This is a genomic window from Acinetobacter sp. YH12236 (assembly GCF_013417645.1).
GTDB lineage: Bacteria > Pseudomonadota > Gammaproteobacteria > Pseudomonadales > Moraxellaceae > Acinetobacter.
Window position 1 is genome coordinate 1 of the sequence record NZ_VPDM01000049.1, and the last position, 16,606, is coordinate 16,606.

The following is a 16,606-nucleotide window of genomic DNA, read 5'->3' on the forward strand; positions in this document are numbered from 1 at the left end:
CACCGAATTTTTTAGCACATACAGTTGCAATCGCAGCTGTTAAAGTTGTTTTACCATGGTCAACGTGACCGATTGTGCCCACGTTAACGTGTGGCTTATTACGTTCAAACTTAGCCTTAGCCATGTTAATCTTCCTCGTTTACGTCGAACACAATTCTGAGTAAAACCCAGCTCCGACATATCGTTTAAAAAAAACCAAACACCAAATACTTGAAAAGCAGACTAAATAGCCTGCTTTTGAAATATTTTTGCAACCACGTTGCCAAACTGTAATCTGGAGCTCTTATCGAGATTTGAACTCGAGACCTCTCCCTTACCAAGGGAGTGCTCTACCACTGAGCTATAAGAGCAAATATTAGCACTTCAAACAATGGAGCGGGAGACGAGGATCGAACTCGCGACATGCAGCTTGGAAGGCTGCCGCTCTACCAACTGAGCTACTCCCGCACGATGTTGGTACTTACCACTTTGAAGTCTTAAAATTGGTGGTGAGGGAAGGATTCGAACCTTCGAAACTTTCGTAGCGGAGTTACAGTCCGCCCCCTTTGACCGCTCGGGAACCTCACCATTTTTACACTTACATCAGTGTCGTTCTTTACTTCGCACTCCAAACTCTCTAAGATGGTGCCGGCACACGGATTCGAACTGTGGACCTACTGATTACAAGTCAGTTGCTCTACCAACTGAGCTATGCCGGCGTTTCTTAGTGTTTCGTACGTTTCGTATCGGAACGGTGTGCAGTTTAGCAAAACTCAGAATCCATGCAAGTGTTTTTTTCAAAAAAAACGCCAAAAACTCACAAAATCAATCCGTTTGATGATAATTCAACCGCTTTGATCACTGCACGAGCTTTTATTTGGGTTTCATTCCATTCTGACTCAGGATTTGAGTCCGCAACCAGCCCTGCTCCAGCCTGAACATAGACCTTATTTTCACGAATCACGCAGGTACGAATGGCAATCGACATGTCCATTTCACCATGCCAGCCTAAATAACCAACAGCGCCGCCAAAAATTCCGCGTTTTACTGGCTCAACTTCGTCAATAATTTCCATAGCACGGATTTTTGGTGCACCAGAAAGTGTTCCAGCCGGGAAAGTTGCCTTAAAAACATCCAGCGCATCCACATCATCCCGCACTTCACCTTGTACATTCGACACAATGTGCATCACATGCGAGTAACGTTCGATCACCATTTGATCAGTGACTTGCACTTTACCGATTTTGGATACTCGACCGACATCATTTCGGCCTAAGTCAATCAGCATTAAGTGCTCGGCAATTTCTTTTTCATCAGACAGTAAATCTTTTTCCAGTGCCAGATCTTCTTCCTTGGTCTTGCCACGTGGACGCGTACCCGCCAGTGGACGAACAGTCGCAATGCCATTTTCCAGACGTGACAGAATTTCAGGTGAAGAACCCACAATATGGAACGGCGTATTGTCTTCTAGGGTCTGCCCTTGCACGAGGAACAGGTAAGGTGATGGATTAAGATGACGTAATGCGCGATAGACCTGTAAAGGCTCACCATCGAAATCAGAAACCATACGATGACCCGGCACGACCTGCATCACATCTCCGGCACGAATGTACTCTTTTACCTTTTCAATAGAGGCAATAAAGTTGTCATGTCCAGTTAAAGACTCAAAGTGCGGTGCTGTATGTTTTTCTGCTTTCAGGCTCACTGGTGTTGCCAGAATATTTTCCAGCTCATCCAGCTGCTGCTGCGCTTTCTCATAAGCTGCCTGATCCGCTGCATCGGCATGGACAATCAGGAACAGGGTATCTTTCAGATTATCGAATACGATGACGGTTTTGGACAGCATCATCCAGATATCTGGCAAGCCTACCGGATCAGCTTCAGGCACATTTTTTAGCTTAGGTTCAATATAACGTACTGAGTCATAACCAAAGTAACCGACAAGACCACCGGTAAAGCTTGGTAAGGCTGGAAGTTCTGCCTGGGTCGGTACTTTAAACTGTGCCTGAAAGTCACGGATATACTGGAATGGATCGGCACAGTGCTGTTTTTCAATAGAGCCATCTGGATGCTGAACAGTCAGTTCACCCGCATTACAGGAGAATACAGTGGATTCACCCAGACCGATAATTGAATAACGCGCCCAGTTTTCTCCCCCTTCCACAGATTCGAACAGATAAGCCTGTTGGTGCTGTTTTAGACGGGCAAAGATAGATAAAGGAGTATCGGTATCAGCCAGACGCTGACGGTATACTGGAATCAGGTTGTAGCCTTGAGATGCAAGTTGCTGGAATTGAGCTGAAGTTGTCATTCGGTTTTTCTCTTTAAATTAGGGTCACTCAGTATGAAAATAGAATTGAACTGAGCGACGCCATCGAAAAACCTTACAACTATTCATCTTATTTCCTTCGTACCCTATTTAAGCAAGCAACTCACGTAGATCATCAACAATTTCTTGAGGATCACAGTCTGCTATATTTTCACCATGATTATAGCCATAGCTGACTACAATACAATCTATACCCGCACGGCGCGCAGCTTCGATGTCATTGACTGAGTCCCCGATCATCAGTACCTGCTCTTTGGTCACGCCATAATGTTCTACACAATGCAACAACTGACGCGGATCTGGCTTACGCTCGGTAAAGCGATCACCACCAATCGTGTCATCAAAGTATTGCGCCATTTCCAGAATATCCAGAATACTGCGTGCCGGTTCTTCTGGTTTATTGGTCACACAGATCAGTTTTTTATCGTTAGCCTTACCCCATTCCAGAAACTCGATAATTCCGTCAAATGGCTTGGTATCTACACAAGGATCGGCATTATAAATTTCCAGGAACGTCGCAAGTAATTCCTGATGCTGGGCAGGTAATACTTCTCCCACCAAATGCTGGAGTACGCTTTCACAGAACTTGGACGTTCCTTTACCGATCCACACCCGTACCTGCTCCTCAGTCACCAGGGGTAGCTGCAAGACATTCAGGCTCATATTCATGGCTCGATACAGATCATGGGCTGAATCCACCAAGGTACCATCCAGATCGAATAAAATCAGCTTACGTTGTTCCAGTTGTGCAATTGACATCCTGCCCCTCATTTTCTTTATTTGCAGCCATAAAAAAGGCATGCGTGATGCATGCCTCGATTGTAACCAATCATGGGCTTATTTAAACAACACCCAGGCGATAATCGCCAAAATAATCAGAACGATTAGTGAAATCAGTCCAATAGATGCATTTTTCTGTGCTTCTTTTTCCTGCTCTACACGAGAAACAGGCTGTTCCACCGGAATCGGTGCGGGTTCTGGCTTAACCGAGCTCAGGTCTATCCCTTCAGCAATAGGCGCAGGTTTTGGAATACCGACATTGGTCGGCATACCATCACGGGTCAAGTTGACTGAAGCATCACGCTCTTTCAATTCTGGAATGCCCTGCTCATTCATCTGCTGGGCAGGAGTTTTCTCAACCGTTTCGATTTCTTCAACCACTTGCTCTGCTGTTTCTTCAACTTCTGGCGCCACTTCAACAGGCGCTACAGGTTCAAGAACCAGAAATTTCAAGGTGGCAAACTGGACTACATCGTCTTGTTTTAATCGCGTTTCCTGCTCAATACGCAAGTCATTCACGAAAGTGCCATTAGATGAGCCTAGATCCTGTACCCACAGTGCATCGTCTTTCAGCAGAAAAGCAGCATGCTTACGCGAGATTTCCGCAGCCTGCAGCACAATATCAGCCGCCTGATGACGCCCTACCAGCATGTCACGGTCGATTGCTATTTCCTGTCCGGTCAAGTCATCGGTAATTGCCTGTATTTTCCAAGTCATGAAATCTACTTCTCTATTCTCTTTGACATTATCATAACATGCTGTATGCAAATGCGAATGGTCTAGCTTTTTGGTCTAAGTGTGGTTGTTGTAACGGTATTTCTACTTTTTTCAACCTGCTGGACTGGCTGCTGTACCACTTGTCGCTGAATCCCCGGCTCAATTGCTACCGGTGTAGCTACTGCTGTATCTGACGGCGTTGGTGCTGGGGCACTTGGGACATTCTGGTAGGTCGAATTCGTCAGTGGTGTCTTGGAAACTGGAATACGCTGCTGATACACATCTTCAACACTTTCCGGCAGCTTGGCAAAATTACCGTCTGAATCGAGTGCCAATTGCAGGCTATAGAGTTGACCATAACGTTGCTGCGTCAGTTTACGCACTTCATTTTTATCCCCCACAATCGTTGGATGGATAAAGATCAACAGGTTTCGTTTCTGATTAGACTTACCTTCAGCGCGAAATAAGCGTCCTATACCTGGAATCGCTCCCAGACCTGGAACAGCCTGACGTCCATACGTAGTATTATCCGAGATTAAGCCACCGAGTACGATGGTTTGCCCATGTTCAGCCAGAATCGAAGTTTTAATTGCACGCTTGCTGGTCACCAAATCCTGTGCTTGTCCACGATCTCGATTGACCGCAGAGACTTCCTGTTCAACTTCCAGACGTACCGTACCATCTTCACCAATGTGCGGTACGACTTTTAAGGTTACGCCGACATCTTTACGCTCAATGGTGGTATAAGGATTAGCCACGCCTGAGCCACTGGTCGAAACCGAACCGGTCACAAAGGGCACATTTTCACCCACGACAATATAAGCTTCCTCATTATCCATGGTCACAATCGACGGCGTAGATAACAGGTTAGACTTGGTCGTTTCTTTTAAGGCCTGAATCATCGCGCCGTATAAACGGCGTGAACCATCACTGCCTTCACGGTAATCACCAATCACCAGTGAACTGCCTGCACCGACAGTACTCGCCGCACCTGCACCACCGCCAGTCAGATAACCTGCTGCAATATTTTTCAGACTGGTGCCAAAATTATCAAAATTGATCAGACCAATTCCGCTGCTGATATCACCTAAGGCCCATTGCACACCCAGCTGATCTGCATCTGTCCCTTCTACTTCAATAATTGCAGCTTCAATCAGAACCTGTTGACGGCGTACATCTAACTGACCAATGGCAGATTCGATTTCACGCATCAGTTGCGGGTCAGCCTTGACCACCAATGAATTTTGTGTGGCATCTGCAATGATGCTGACGCCATTGGCATTAAAGCTGCTAATCCCGCCCTGCTCGGTTTTCATGCCAGTATTGAGCTGAATATTGGATGCGGTTGAGCTGTTTGAGTTAGTAGTACTGTTGGTATTCAGGTTATTAGTCGAATTATATGAAGACGAGCTGGAAGAAGAATTATCCAAACCCGTATTGACTGCCTGCCCTGTCACTAATCCCTGCAAAATTTCCGAAAGATTCTTGGCACTGGCATATTTCAAACGGAAGACTTTTAAGCCACCCAGACGGTCTGCTGCAGGCACATCCAGCGTTTCAATAATCTGACGAATACGCTTGCGCGTTGCTGGATCCCCTTTAATCAGAATCCGGTTGGTACGCACATCTGCTATGACCCGCACCCGTGAACCACGCAGATCTTTAGCTGCACCTGTTGCTGCCATTGAATCAATCAGCTCAATCATTTCTTCAGCCTGACTAGACTGTAGACTAATGGCTTCAATATCATTCTGACCTGTGCCATCCAGATTACGGATGATGGTTTCCAGCTGATAGATATTGGTCGCCCGGTCCGACACAATCAATGCATTGGTGCCCGGAACGGCAGCCAAATGGGCAAACTGTGGCATTAACGGACGCAGGGCTGGAATCAGGTCATTTGGATTGGTATTTTCCAGCCAGATCACGCGAGTGACAATCTGGTCACCGGTCGCACGATGACGAGCATCATAGGGAATCCCGGAGCTTTTAACATTGCTGTCTGGTACCAGCTTGATAGTATTTCCTGAAGGGATGGCCACTACACCATTGACATTCAAGACGCCTAAAAACAGGTCATAAACTTCATTTTTATTCAGTGGTTTGTTGGAAATGACCGTGACATTGCCTCGAACCCGTGGGTCTACCGCAAAATTTTTACCGGTAATATCCGCCACTTCATTAATGAAGGCGGTTAAGTCTGCATCCCGGAGATTGATTTTCCAGGTTTGCGCATAACTTGCCGTACTGACCATAGCAACCAATGGTGCGGCCACACAGAATGCCCATGCTGATCGATTATTATTAAATAAAGCCATAAACTTTTGTGTTTCCTAACCCTATGCGTGATGACACATCACTTCAAATCCTGTTGTATGGTCATCACCTGATCACCACGTTTTATTTCGAGTTTGACCTGACCTTCACGTCGAGCCTGTTCCAGTAACTGTGCTTCGGTTTGTCCCTGCGACAGGGTCTGACCATTCAAAGACAAAATCCGGTCTCCCGGTCTTAATCCCAAGCGATTACGCAGTGCAGCCGGTGTTCGTGAAGTGACTTCATAACCACCATCTGCTGCACTTACCCCCATATTCTGTAAGTACTGGTCCTTATTTTCCTGCATCTGCTGGATGGCCCGATTGATTTCACTCTGTGGTGAAGGTTGTTCAGGCATACCACTTTCCGTATGCAGCGGAGGCATTGAATTTGAAGATGCTGCTGAGATATCCGGCACAATCGGCTGGTTTAAACCATTTTCCAGCCCTTTAAACAGGATTTCTTGGGTCGCACCGCTTGATTTACGCAAAATCACCCGGTCCCAATACACTTCCGCCAGCGTAAAACCGCTATTCCCCAATACCTCTCCGACCCGATAACGGTCAGACTGGTCATTAATTTTCAAGACTGCTGAAGAGTTATAGCTTGGGCTCGCCACCACCACCCCCTGCAAGACAATATTGGCAGTTTCAGCAGTGTTCGCTGCGTAAGTAGTTTCCTGAAATAGTGAAAAGGCACTAATATTTGGCACTTGAGTCTGTTGTGACCCCAGTTCTACCTGATCAATCTGCATCGCTTGTGGCGGAGCCACCAGAAGCCAGAATAAAGCAGCCAATTTCCAGCATAAATACAGAATCAGCAGAAACAGTAAAATTGGAGCGATACGCTCTGTCTGTTTCAAATCAATATTTTTAAAATAATCAAGTGGGCTTGCCATCAGTTGAAGCCCCCCATTAAAGGCTGACGGGTACTAATCACATAAGTATCCAGTCCAGCTTTACCGGTATAAGAAGGGGCATTGAGTAAAAAGCGCTGTGTCAGTTGAATATCCAGCATCAGGCTTGGATCCAGTTTAATATTCAACATACGTTGATCGCGATTGTCGCGCACGTCCAGCAGCAACTGACCATTCTCATCGGATAGCTGACCACTCAGAACTGGCACATTCATACGCTCCTGACGCTGGGCAAATGTATAAATCAGCTCACCACCGCTCCATTGCATCTGGCCATCTACATGGCTAAAGCCTTGCTCTTTTTTATATTTAAAATCGAGTTCTTTAAACTGAATCGGGTTGGTAGGCCATTGCCAGTCGGCAATCTTCTTTAAAGTTTCAGGTGCAAGCTGTCCCTCAAGGTTTTTGACGGTTAAAGTTTTATTCAGACCATAGCCCATCACACCCGAAAACTGGGTATTACCGCTATGCAGATCAATATTTGCCCCTAATCTCAGCAACAACAGGTCCAAAGGACGAACCTGCCAGTTCAGACTTCCCCGAAGATTACCTTTTTTCCAGTCCGCACTTCCCTGCCAGATATTCCCGCTTACATTATGTAAGACCTGATTATTTTTATAAAATTTTGAAATTAACCAAGCTGCAGGAACTTGCAGAATTACAAAGACAAAAAAGGCTAGAATTGCAAATATCAACCATTTTAATGTTTTCGGCTTATTGCTCATCCCGCCACGACCAACCTATCCAATCGAAACCCCTAAATTTATAGTTTTGTCATTTTATAATCACATTATGCACACTTTTTCTCTGACGCCAATTCATAGGCATAAAAAAACCAAGCAGGATGTGCTTGGCTGATCAATCACAGGCCGTATGCATAACAGCCTGATGATGAATAATGCGGCAGAAGGATTAGATCACGAAATCTTCCAGTTTTGCGCCTTTCTCTAATTCAGCAACTAACCAGCGTGGCTGTTTACCGCGACCAGTCCAGGTGTCTTCCGGATTGCTTTTACTGCGATAACGTGGCTCTACAGACTTACGTGCAGTTTTTTTACGTTTAGAAGCACCAAATTCAAGAAGTTGTTCAATCGTTAAGCCTACTTTGTCGGCAATATCCAATACCTGATGATAAGCATCTTCAATTTCCTGATCTTTTTTCAAAGCAATTAAAGACTCAGCTTCTGCTTGTAAACGTTTTAACTCTTCAACTGATAAATTTGTAATGTCTGGCATCATGTTCTCCAATAAATAGCATTATTTCTTTTAATAAATAACGAACCCATCATATTTATATTAAGTGTAATATTCAATATAAAATTTTAAATGTATAACAATAAACTTAAGGGCCATTACAAAATTAATCATTAAATTAGAGATAAAAACTCTAATATTAAATTTCATGTTGTACAGTTAATTCTAGCGATTTTATTTTTTCTCGAATATGTTCAGGTATTTCAGTTTTCTGCATATTTTTATTTAAACATACAATAACTGCTTCTGAAGTGGCCACGATACTTTGCTGCTGTTCACTCCATAATAAATAATGCATTCTGACTGCACTATTCCGAATTTCATCAATTCGTGCCGCCACTTTTAATTGATCTGGATAAACCACAGGTTTTAAATAACGGCATTGATTTGAAGCCACTACTGTTAAAATATCTTCATCAAAAATATTTAATTTACCCAAATAAGCCAAACGGGCACTTTCTATATAACGGTAATACATGGCATTATTAACATGCCCAAACGCATCCATGTCTCCCCATGCAACAGTTTGCGAATAAATCACCGGATATTGTTGTAATTCTGACATTATTTCCTCAAATTCTGATTTCAATAAAATTAACATTCGATTCAAATACGGCATTTAACTGCTGTATTAAATCCTCTCTTCCCTGTAATACAGATTTAATTCTCAAATAGCTCATGCGAATGTCATCTGGATAGAGATCCAGCAATTGCTGAGCTTCTTCTACCCGGCCAGTCGCCTGTAGAATATGCCATTTGGCAAAACTTAATATTGGCAGTGCAGTATATTTTGCATCCCAAACTGAGATCTGCTGCTCAATATCTGCATAATCTGGAAACTGCTTTAATAACTGCTGCTGGAACCATAAATAGAATACATCCTGATTAAATTGGAGTTCCAGTAAGTGTTTAGCAAGGCATTCATGCTCAACACTCATTTCCGGCATTCTAAATAACAGTTTCAACCATAATAGCTTGACTTCATAGTCACGATTAAATATATCCTGTTTTAAATCAAGATAACGTTGTTTTAAATATTCCAAATCATCTTCAGTAGCCTGGTCATAAGCTATTAATAATTGCTGCAGCCATATTTTTTTTACTTCTTGGTCTAAATGACCATATTTGGTTGAACGTAAATATAACCAGGGAAACTGTAAGGCAAATTGTCCCCATAAAGCATTTAAACGCTGCTCATAAGCGGTTTTGACTCGTCTTAACCAGGGAGATAATTCATGCTGATTTAAAAATTCTAAATGTGTTAATGCCTGCTGACCATCTTGCTGTGATAAATAGATTTCAATCCGCTGTAATTCTGCCAGTTCAAATGCCATGGGATTGGACTGATTTAAACTACTTAATGCTTCGCTATATTGTTGCTGTCCCCAGGATAATCGGGCATCAATAATATACTTGAGCAATCCCGACTGATTAAAAGACTGCTGGATAAAATCCCGTTGATCTTGTGCAGCATTTAATAACCAAACTACGGCTAACTGCTCATAAGGATGCAAGCGGGCAAAGCTGAATACCGTTTCATGTTTACGCTGTTTAAAGCTGAGATAACGCTTGGTCGCATACCACAGCATATGCATCAGAAAGCTGATTACGATAAGCAAGCCCACCAGGAACCAGAAAGTGGTCTGGATTTGTAGTCCGCGCCAATACAGATAGACATAGCCCGCACCATAACCATAGCTCAGTACGCTCAAGATCGCTAAGCCCAGCAAACCAACCAGTAAATAAGCAAGTAAAATCTGTTTCATAAGCAATTAACCGATCAGGGTACGCGTATTGAGCTGAGGAGTAGGCGTCTGAGGTGCTATCTTAATTTGCTCCAGTCGCTGAATCCATTGTTTGCTTTGCGCATCCGGAAGTTGAGCCAATACCTCGATCACACTTTTCAGGGCTTGCTGGAAAGCTACCTGCTGTCCTTGCTGCACACTATTTTCTGCAATCAGTAAACGCAGCTGAGCTTCTTTTAAGACCAGATTACGCTGCATTAAGACTGCACTCGGTTTCTCGACTGATTCAATCTGAATCCAGCGCTGCCAAAATGAGCTTTGGGCTGTAGCGCGGTGCTGATGCTGCACCTGGATTTCCTTTTCCATCTCAATATCAATCTGTTGCAGTAATTCTTTTAATTTATTCTGTTGTACTAAACGATTGTTGATGAACTGCTTAAGGACTTCCCGATCCTTGTCAATCGCCTGATTCAGGCTACCCAGAAGAGCAGGTGCCAGTTCTAGATGTTCAAGCTGATTGGATAATTGATTCAACTTTTCCATAGCCATTGCATATTGTTGCTGCTGCAAGGCAAACTCAACCAGATCCAGATATTGCTCGACCAAAGGCAGATCATCCTGCAAATCAACCCTAGGAGTATCCTGAACTGTCCCCTTGTTCGGTGTTTCAGGGCTTAACGCTTGGCCCGTAGCAACTTGACGTTTTAAGGCCACCATCTGATCATTCAGATTGGCATTCTGCTGTTGCAGTTGCTTCAAATTCTGGGTCAATTCAGTCTGTGCTGAATTTAAGCCAAACAGGTCATAGCTCAGCTTGGCAATCCACGCCAAGCTCAAGATGAAAAAAACAATGAATAATTTTTTCATGCGTTTCCTAGTACATCAGTAGCTGCTGCAAAATCGTCGATCCGCTTAAGTCCTCTAACTGAGCGAATTGAAAACCAGCCTGATGTTGCTGTTGATATTCCCCAAGCATGGCAGCCAAACGCGGCCCCAAAACCAAATACAATGCCCGATTAATGAGATGCGGATACGGCTGCATCAAGGCTAGCCAGTTAAGCCAGCTCGCTTCACTGCTGACCAAGACTGCATAACGGGGATTAGCTTCAAGGCTCGTCAAATGTTTAGCTAATATCTCGGAAGTCACTGGCGGACACTGACGATTATATAAAATGAAATTCAATATATGAATTTGCTGATCCTTTAAATGCTGCATCATAAATTGACGCCCACCTTCACCTCGCCAAAAGGCGACAGTTGATCCGGTAGCTAATTGCTGTAGCACAGGCAATTGCAGCATCCCTTCCGAAGTCTCCACATCAGGCACATAACTCTGGATACCGTAGCTTGCTAAAGCCCGCTCGGTAGCTTTACCCACAGCGACCCACTGGACACTTCCAAGATCATGCAATGATAGGCCTGCCTGCTGCAAATATTGCATGCCAATTTGGGCAGCGGTCGGACTCACTACGACAATCAGTTTTGCTTGGGGTAGCTGCCTAAATAAACTGGCTAGCTCATCCGTATAAGGCTGCTGTACCAGTTCTAGCAAGGGCAACTCTATCACCGGAATCTGCGCTGTCTGTAGGGCTTGCGTTAAATTTGCAGCACGATCACTCGGACGGGTATTAATGAACAACATTATTTTGAATAAAGGGCTTTCAGTAACTCGCCTGCGCCCTGATCTAGCAGATCTTTAGCCAGCTGCACGCCCAATTGCTCTGCATCTGCCATGGTTCCACTTTGCTGTGCGCGTAGCAAAGTTGCGCCATCTACGCTACCGACCCGGCCTTCAATCGAAATGACACCTTCATTTAAAGTGGCATAGCCTGCGATTGGCACCTGACAGCCACCTTCCAGATAGGCATTAAAGGCACGTTCGGCACGGACACAGGCATCAGTTTCTACATGTAACAGAGGCTGGATTAAATCTAATACCGCTTGATCTCCACTCCGGCATTCCAGGCCCAGTGCACCCTGTCCTACTGCGGGTAAACTTACTTCAGGCACAATACTATGACGAATCCGATCTGCAAGGCCCAAGCGTTTTAAACCGGCACTGGCCAGGATGATTGCATCATACTGACCTGCATCCAGTTTGGATAAGCGTGTACCCACATTACCGCGTAAATCGATAATCTCAAGGTCCGAACGCTGTTTTAAAATCTGGGTTTTACGGCGCAAGCTGGAAGTTCCAACTTTGGCACCTTGAGGCAATTCGTCAAAACTGGCATAAGTATTTGAGACAAAAGCATCCAGTGGATCTTCACGTTCACAGATGACTGCCAAAGATAAGCCTTCAGGCAAAGCCATTGGCACATCTTTCATTGAATGGACTGCCAGATCAGCACGACCATCTAGTAAGGCTGCTTCTAATTCTTTTACAAATAAGCCCTTACCGCCAATTTTAGCCAATGGCGTATCAAGAATTTTATCACCCTGTGTAACAAAAGTGACTAACTCGACCTGAAGTCCAGCATGCAGGTCCTGTAAGCGTGCACGGATATGTTCCGCCTGCCAGAGCGCAAGTGGACTTTGTCGAGTAGCAATTTTTAGGGTCTTCATAAATTTCAATAAACAGTCAATGAGAACAATAGTCTAAACTTAACCTGCTCACTTGAAAATGCAAGCGAATTTATACAAGTTTCAATACTGGTCCAGACGAACTCATTGATCCGTTTAGAGTTTCTGAATCCGTTCCCGCAAGAATGGCAAATGACGCCGACTGACCGCCAGACGCTCTTCCAGTTCACGACAACGCACCTGATACTGGCCGGAACTCACCACTTCCAAGCCTTCCAGATAGTGAACCGAAACCAGTGCATTACGGTGAATCCTGATGAACTGATGTCCAAACTCCTGTTCCAACTCCTTCAGGGTTTCATCAATCAGGACACTGCCGTTTTTATGGCGTACGGTCACATATTTTTGATCCGCCAGAAAATAATAGATATTTTCAACTGGCACCAATTCGACCCCGCGATAGGTCTTTGCCGCAATTTGATGGCGGCTGATATTGATTTCTTCCATATTTTCTTTTTGTTTTAGTTGGCTCATTTGAGCTTGGGTAAGTTTAATTAGATGCTCTAAAACCTGTGCCAATTCCTGTTGCATCACCGGTTTAAGCAGGTAGCCGTCTGCATTAGACTTGAATGCATCCAGCGCGTGTTGGTCATAGGCCGTACAAAAGACAATAGCCGGCATCGGGTCGAGCCGACGCAAATGCTGCGCACAGGTCAAACCATCCATTTCAGGCATTTGAATATCTAATAAGATGACATCAGGTTCATGCTGGTGAGCCAGATCAATTGCTTGACGACCATGCGTAGCTGTTGCAACCACATCATGCCCCAGTTGAGAGACTAAACGTGATAGTCGCTCGACAGCCAAAGGCTCATCGTCACAAATCAGGACGTCCATTTCTCCTCCTTAATCCAGTCAACATTATTCATTTGATTATAAGTTAACTGTGATTTCCTTGATTTCTTTTTATTTATAGCGATATTGCACAACCGTGGTAAACACCCCTCCACCGGCGAAAGTTTGAAACGTCATCGTAGGTCCGTAATAAGCTTCCAGACGCTGTCTGACATTTTCAATTGCAATACCATGTCCCTTTTTTAATGTTTTATTATCCTGCGTATAGGGGTTTGTTATGATGATATTAATTTGATTTTGCAAGATTTCAATCAATATGCTTATGGTACTCTTTGTCAAAATTTTTTCAACTCCATGGAAAATACTATTTTCCACTAGGGGTTGTAAAGTCAATAATGGAATTTGGACTTGTGAGTATAAGTCTTTGTTTTCTAATTTCCATTCGACCTGCAAACGCTCTCCCAGACGAATCTGTTCAATCTCCAGATAGCGCTGGCACAGTTCAATTTCTTCTTGCAACTTGACCAGTTTCAATTCCTGAAAACTGGCCCGAAATAAACGGGACAAATTCAGCAACATTTGTTCGGCTTTGTCCGGGTCAATACTGATCAGGCTAATCACGCTATTGAGACTATTAAACAGAAAATGCGGATGAATCCTGGCCTGCATGGCCTGAATCCGTGCATGTAATTCACTGTGCTGCTGCTGCGCCCATTGTTCACGCAAATACAGATAGCGAAAACAGAACATGCCTAACAGGATACCAAAACTCAGATGTAGGCCGACCTGATCCAGTGCGACTGCCAGACTCAGTCCCTGAAAATTCAAATTGCTGCCAAAATAAGTCAGCACATTCAGACTGGTCGTAGTTACCAAAACAATCGCCTGTAATAGCAAAAATCCGCAGATTAATGCCAGCTTAATCCCCATACGTTGAAAGTGCTGATGAAAAAGCTCGACTAGCGCTGCAAAACATAACAGTATCCAGTTGATATACAGCATATATTGAAGCAGATCTGCCAGATTGAGTGCCTGCCAGGACTGTGCTTTTGCCAAGGCTAAGACCATGGCCAGCACATTGCCGCCAATAAACATTTCCAGTAAATAGTGCAGCTTGCCAATCTGGCTAAAAAAATAAGAGCTTTGCACTGATCCGGTCGGAGATGTAAAAGATTGATCGACTTGGACTTCGGCAACGGGCTTTGAATTTGTTATACTCTTTTTCGTTCTACTGCTTTTAATCTGATTGAGCCGACATGACCACATCTTCTAATTCCTCAAATCCATCACAAGCCCAGACTTCGGGTATGTGGGGCGGTCGTTTCTCTGAAGCGACTGATGCTTTTGTTGCTGAATTTACAGCATCTGTTCAATTTGACCAACGTTTTTATAAACAAGACATTGCAGGCTCGATTGCACATGCAACCATGCTGGCAAAAGTTGGCGTACTGACCGAACAGGAACGTGATGACATTATCGAAGGTCTGACTGCCATTAAAGCAGATATTGAAGCAGGTAACTTCGAATGGCGCATTGACCTTGAAGATGTGCATATGAACATTGAGTCGCGCCTGACTCAGCGTATCGGCATCACCGGTAAAAAATTACATACGGGCCGTAGCCGTAATGACCAAGTGGCAACCGATATCCGTCTGTATGTACGTGATGAAATCGATGCCATCCTGGAATTGCTAAAAAAATTGCAAAAAGGCATCCTGGGTCTGGCAGCGAAAAATACCAATACCATCATGCCGGGTTTTACCCATCTGCAAACTGCACAGCCAGTGACTTTTGGTCATCACTTGATGGCTTGGTTTGAAATGCTGGTACGTGACTCTGAGCGTCTGATTGATTGCCGTAAACGTGTTAACCGTATGCCACTCGGTTCTGCTGCTCTGGCAGGTACGACTTACCCGATTGACCGTACTTATACCGCTGAGCTTCTAGGTTTTGAAGCTGTTGCTGAAAACTCACTTGATGCTGTTTCTGACCGTGATTTCGGTATTGAATTCAATGCTGCGGCATCTTTAATTATGATGCACCTGTCACGTATGTCTGAAGAAATGATCCTATGGACATCGGCTCAGTTCAAGTTCGTAAATATTCCAGACCGTTTCTGTACTGGTTCTTCGATCATGCCACAGAAGAAAAACCCGGATGTACCTGAACTGATCCGTGGTAAAACCGGCCGTGTATATGGTGATCTGATGAGCTTGTTGACCCTAATGAAAGGTCAACCGCTTGCTTACAACAAAGATAACCAGGAAGACAAAGAACCATTATTTGATGCGATCGATACGGTTCGTGGTTCATTAATGGCATTTGCTGACATGATTCCTGCGCTTGTACCAAATATTGAAATCATGCGTGAAGCAGCGCTTCGTGGATTCTCAACGGCTACTGACCTGGCAGATTATCTGGTAAAAAATGGCGTGGCTTTCCGTGATGCTCATGAAATTGTGGGTAAAGCGGTAGCTCTAGGCGTGCAGGAAGGTAAAGACCTGTCTGAACTGACACTTGAGCAACTGCAACAGTTCTCTGATCTGATTCAGGCAGATGTATTCGAAAAAGCCCTGACCTTAGAAGCATCTGTGAATGCACGTAATCACATCGGTGGTACTGCACCTGCACAGGTTGAAGCTGCGATCGAACGTGCGCATGCTCGCCTAGAGAAACTTTACGCTTAATTGCTTTCGCTTTAAATTGGAGTATTGATATGTCTCGACAAGTTTTTTGCCGTAAGTATCAACAAGAAATGGAAGGTTTAGACTTTGCACCATTCCCGGGTGCAAAGGGTCAGGAACTGTTTGATACGATATCTAAACAGGCTTGGCAAGAATGGCTGAAACACCAGACCACGCTGATCAATGAAAAGCGTTTAAACGTGTTTGAACCGGATGCGAAAAAGTTCCTTGAAGAACAACGGGAGAAGTTCTTTAACAATGATGAATCATTGGAAAAAGCTGAAGGTCTAAAGCCTGAAGAAAAATAAGGCGCTGCCTTATTTTTCTGCAAGACAAGCACCGAAGGTGCGCGTAGGTCAACATTTGAAAAGCTCCATAAACGGTAATGCCAGTCAGTTAAGAGATTGACTGGCATTTTTTTGGGTATTTCTGTGGTTTCCCTTTCACAACTCGTGGGTAGTTTCTACTTCTTTTTTTCGGTAAAACATACCTTTTAGATTTTTCCATT

17 protein-coding genes and 4 tRNA genes are annotated in these 16,606 nt (G+C 44.2%); 2 read left to right on the top strand and 19 right to left on the bottom strand.

Annotation, left to right across the window (positions count from 1 at the left end; genetic code table 11):
- From FTV14_RS14735 to FTV14_RS14825, 19 genes are all read right to left on the bottom strand, one after another.
- Positions 1–124 (bottom strand): GTP-binding protein (locus FTV14_RS14735; protein ID WP_228151030.1); only part of this gene is annotated, 124 nt, incomplete at its 3' end.
- Between the two features lie 151 nt (positions 125–275).
- Positions 276–350, bottom strand: a tRNA-Thr gene (locus tag FTV14_RS14740).
- Positions 351–371: 21 nt separating this feature from the next.
- Positions 372–447, bottom strand: a tRNA-Gly gene (locus FTV14_RS14745).
- A 36-nt stretch (positions 448–483) separates the two neighbouring features.
- A tRNA-Tyr gene (locus FTV14_RS14750) sits at positions 484–567 on the bottom strand.
- Between the two features lie 55 nt (positions 568–622).
- Positions 623–698, bottom strand: a tRNA-Thr gene (locus FTV14_RS14755).
- 98 nt (positions 699–796) lie between these two features.
- Entirely contained in the window at positions 797–2,290 is a 1,494-nt protein-coding gene (gene trpE / locus FTV14_RS14760) for an anthranilate synthase component I (RefSeq protein WP_159123742.1), read from the bottom strand.
- 108 nt (positions 2,291–2,398) lie between these two features.
- Positions 2,399–3,067, bottom strand: a complete 669-nt coding sequence (gene gph, locus FTV14_RS14765) for a phosphoglycolate phosphatase (RefSeq protein ID WP_179991965.1) — start codon at positions 3,065–3,067, stop codon at positions 2,399–2,401.
- A gap of 78 nt (positions 3,068–3,145) precedes the next feature.
- On the bottom strand, positions 3,146–3,805 hold the full coding sequence (locus FTV14_RS14770) for an FHA domain-containing protein (protein ID WP_180054090.1): 660 nt from the start codon (positions 3,803–3,805) through the stop codon (positions 3,146–3,148).
- Positions 3,806–3,867: 62 nt separating this feature from the next.
- Positions 3,868–6,123, bottom strand: a complete 2,256-nt coding sequence (gene gspD, locus FTV14_RS14775; RefSeq protein WP_180054091.1) for a type II secretion system secretin GspD — start codon at positions 6,121–6,123, stop codon at positions 3,868–3,870.
- 38 nt (positions 6,124–6,161) lie between these two features.
- Complete coding sequence (locus tag FTV14_RS14780; RefSeq protein WP_180054092.1) at positions 6,162–7,019, bottom strand: type II secretion system protein N; 858 nt, start codon at positions 7,017–7,019, stop codon at positions 6,162–6,164.
- Complete coding sequence (gene gspN / locus FTV14_RS14785; RefSeq protein ID WP_004781653.1) at positions 7,019–7,762, bottom strand: type II secretion system protein N; 744 nt, start codon at positions 7,760–7,762, stop codon at positions 7,019–7,021. Before gspN ends, FTV14_RS14780 begins: the two co-directional genes overlap by 1 nt.
- Positions 7,763–7,949: 187 nt before the next feature.
- Positions 7,950–8,276 carry an H-NS family nucleoid-associated regulatory protein gene (locus FTV14_RS14790; protein WP_079281036.1) on the bottom strand — a complete coding sequence of 109 codons (327 nt, stop codon included), beginning with the start codon at positions 8,274–8,276 and terminating at the stop codon, positions 7,950–7,952.
- 154 nt (positions 8,277–8,430) lie between these two features.
- A complete protein-coding gene (locus FTV14_RS14795; RefSeq protein WP_004781650.1) occupies positions 8,431–8,856 on the bottom strand; it encodes a thioesterase family protein in 426 nt (141 codons plus the stop codon).
- A gap of 7 nt (positions 8,857–8,863) precedes the next feature.
- Positions 8,864–10,057 carry a heme biosynthesis protein HemY gene (locus FTV14_RS14800; RefSeq protein ID WP_180054093.1) on the bottom strand — a complete coding sequence of 398 codons (1,194 nt, stop codon included), beginning with the start codon at positions 10,055–10,057 and terminating at the stop codon, positions 8,864–8,866.
- A gap of 6 nt (positions 10,058–10,063) precedes the next feature.
- Entirely contained in the window at positions 10,064–10,903 is an 840-nt protein-coding gene (locus FTV14_RS14805) for a hypothetical protein (protein WP_180054094.1), read from the bottom strand.
- A gap of 7 nt (positions 10,904–10,910) precedes the next feature.
- Positions 10,911–11,678, bottom strand: a complete 768-nt coding sequence (locus FTV14_RS14810; RefSeq protein ID WP_180054095.1) for a uroporphyrinogen-III synthase — start codon at positions 11,676–11,678, stop codon at positions 10,911–10,913.
- On the bottom strand, positions 11,678–12,601 hold the full coding sequence (gene hemC / locus FTV14_RS14815) for a hydroxymethylbilane synthase (protein WP_180054096.1): 924 nt from the start codon (positions 12,599–12,601) through the stop codon (positions 11,678–11,680). The genes FTV14_RS14810 and hemC overlap by 1 nt, the downstream gene beginning before the upstream one ends.
- Positions 12,602–12,715: 114 nt before the next feature.
- Positions 12,716–13,456, bottom strand: a complete 741-nt coding sequence (locus FTV14_RS14820; RefSeq protein ID WP_180013245.1) for a LytTR family DNA-binding domain-containing protein — start codon at positions 13,454–13,456, stop codon at positions 12,716–12,718.
- 69 nt (positions 13,457–13,525) lie between these two features.
- Positions 13,526–14,680: a sensor histidine kinase gene (locus FTV14_RS14825; RefSeq protein WP_159123731.1), complete on the bottom strand. Its 1,155-nt coding sequence runs from the start codon at positions 14,678–14,680 to the stop codon at positions 13,526–13,528.
- Between FTV14_RS14825 and argH the strand changes: the two genes are divergently transcribed.
- Positions 14,671–16,101 (top strand): argininosuccinate lyase, encoded by a 1,431-nt coding sequence (argH, locus tag FTV14_RS14830; protein ID WP_180054097.1) that lies wholly within the window; start codon positions 14,671–14,673, stop codon positions 16,099–16,101. The two genes, FTV14_RS14825 and argH, sit on opposite strands and share 10 nt — an antisense overlap.
- A gap of 29 nt (positions 16,102–16,130) precedes the next feature.
- Positions 16,131–16,406 carry an oxidative damage protection protein gene (locus FTV14_RS14835; RefSeq protein ID WP_004781637.1) on the top strand — a complete coding sequence of 92 codons (276 nt, stop codon included), beginning with the start codon at positions 16,131–16,133 and terminating at the stop codon, positions 16,404–16,406.
- Positions 16,407–16,606 lie beyond the last annotated feature (200 nt).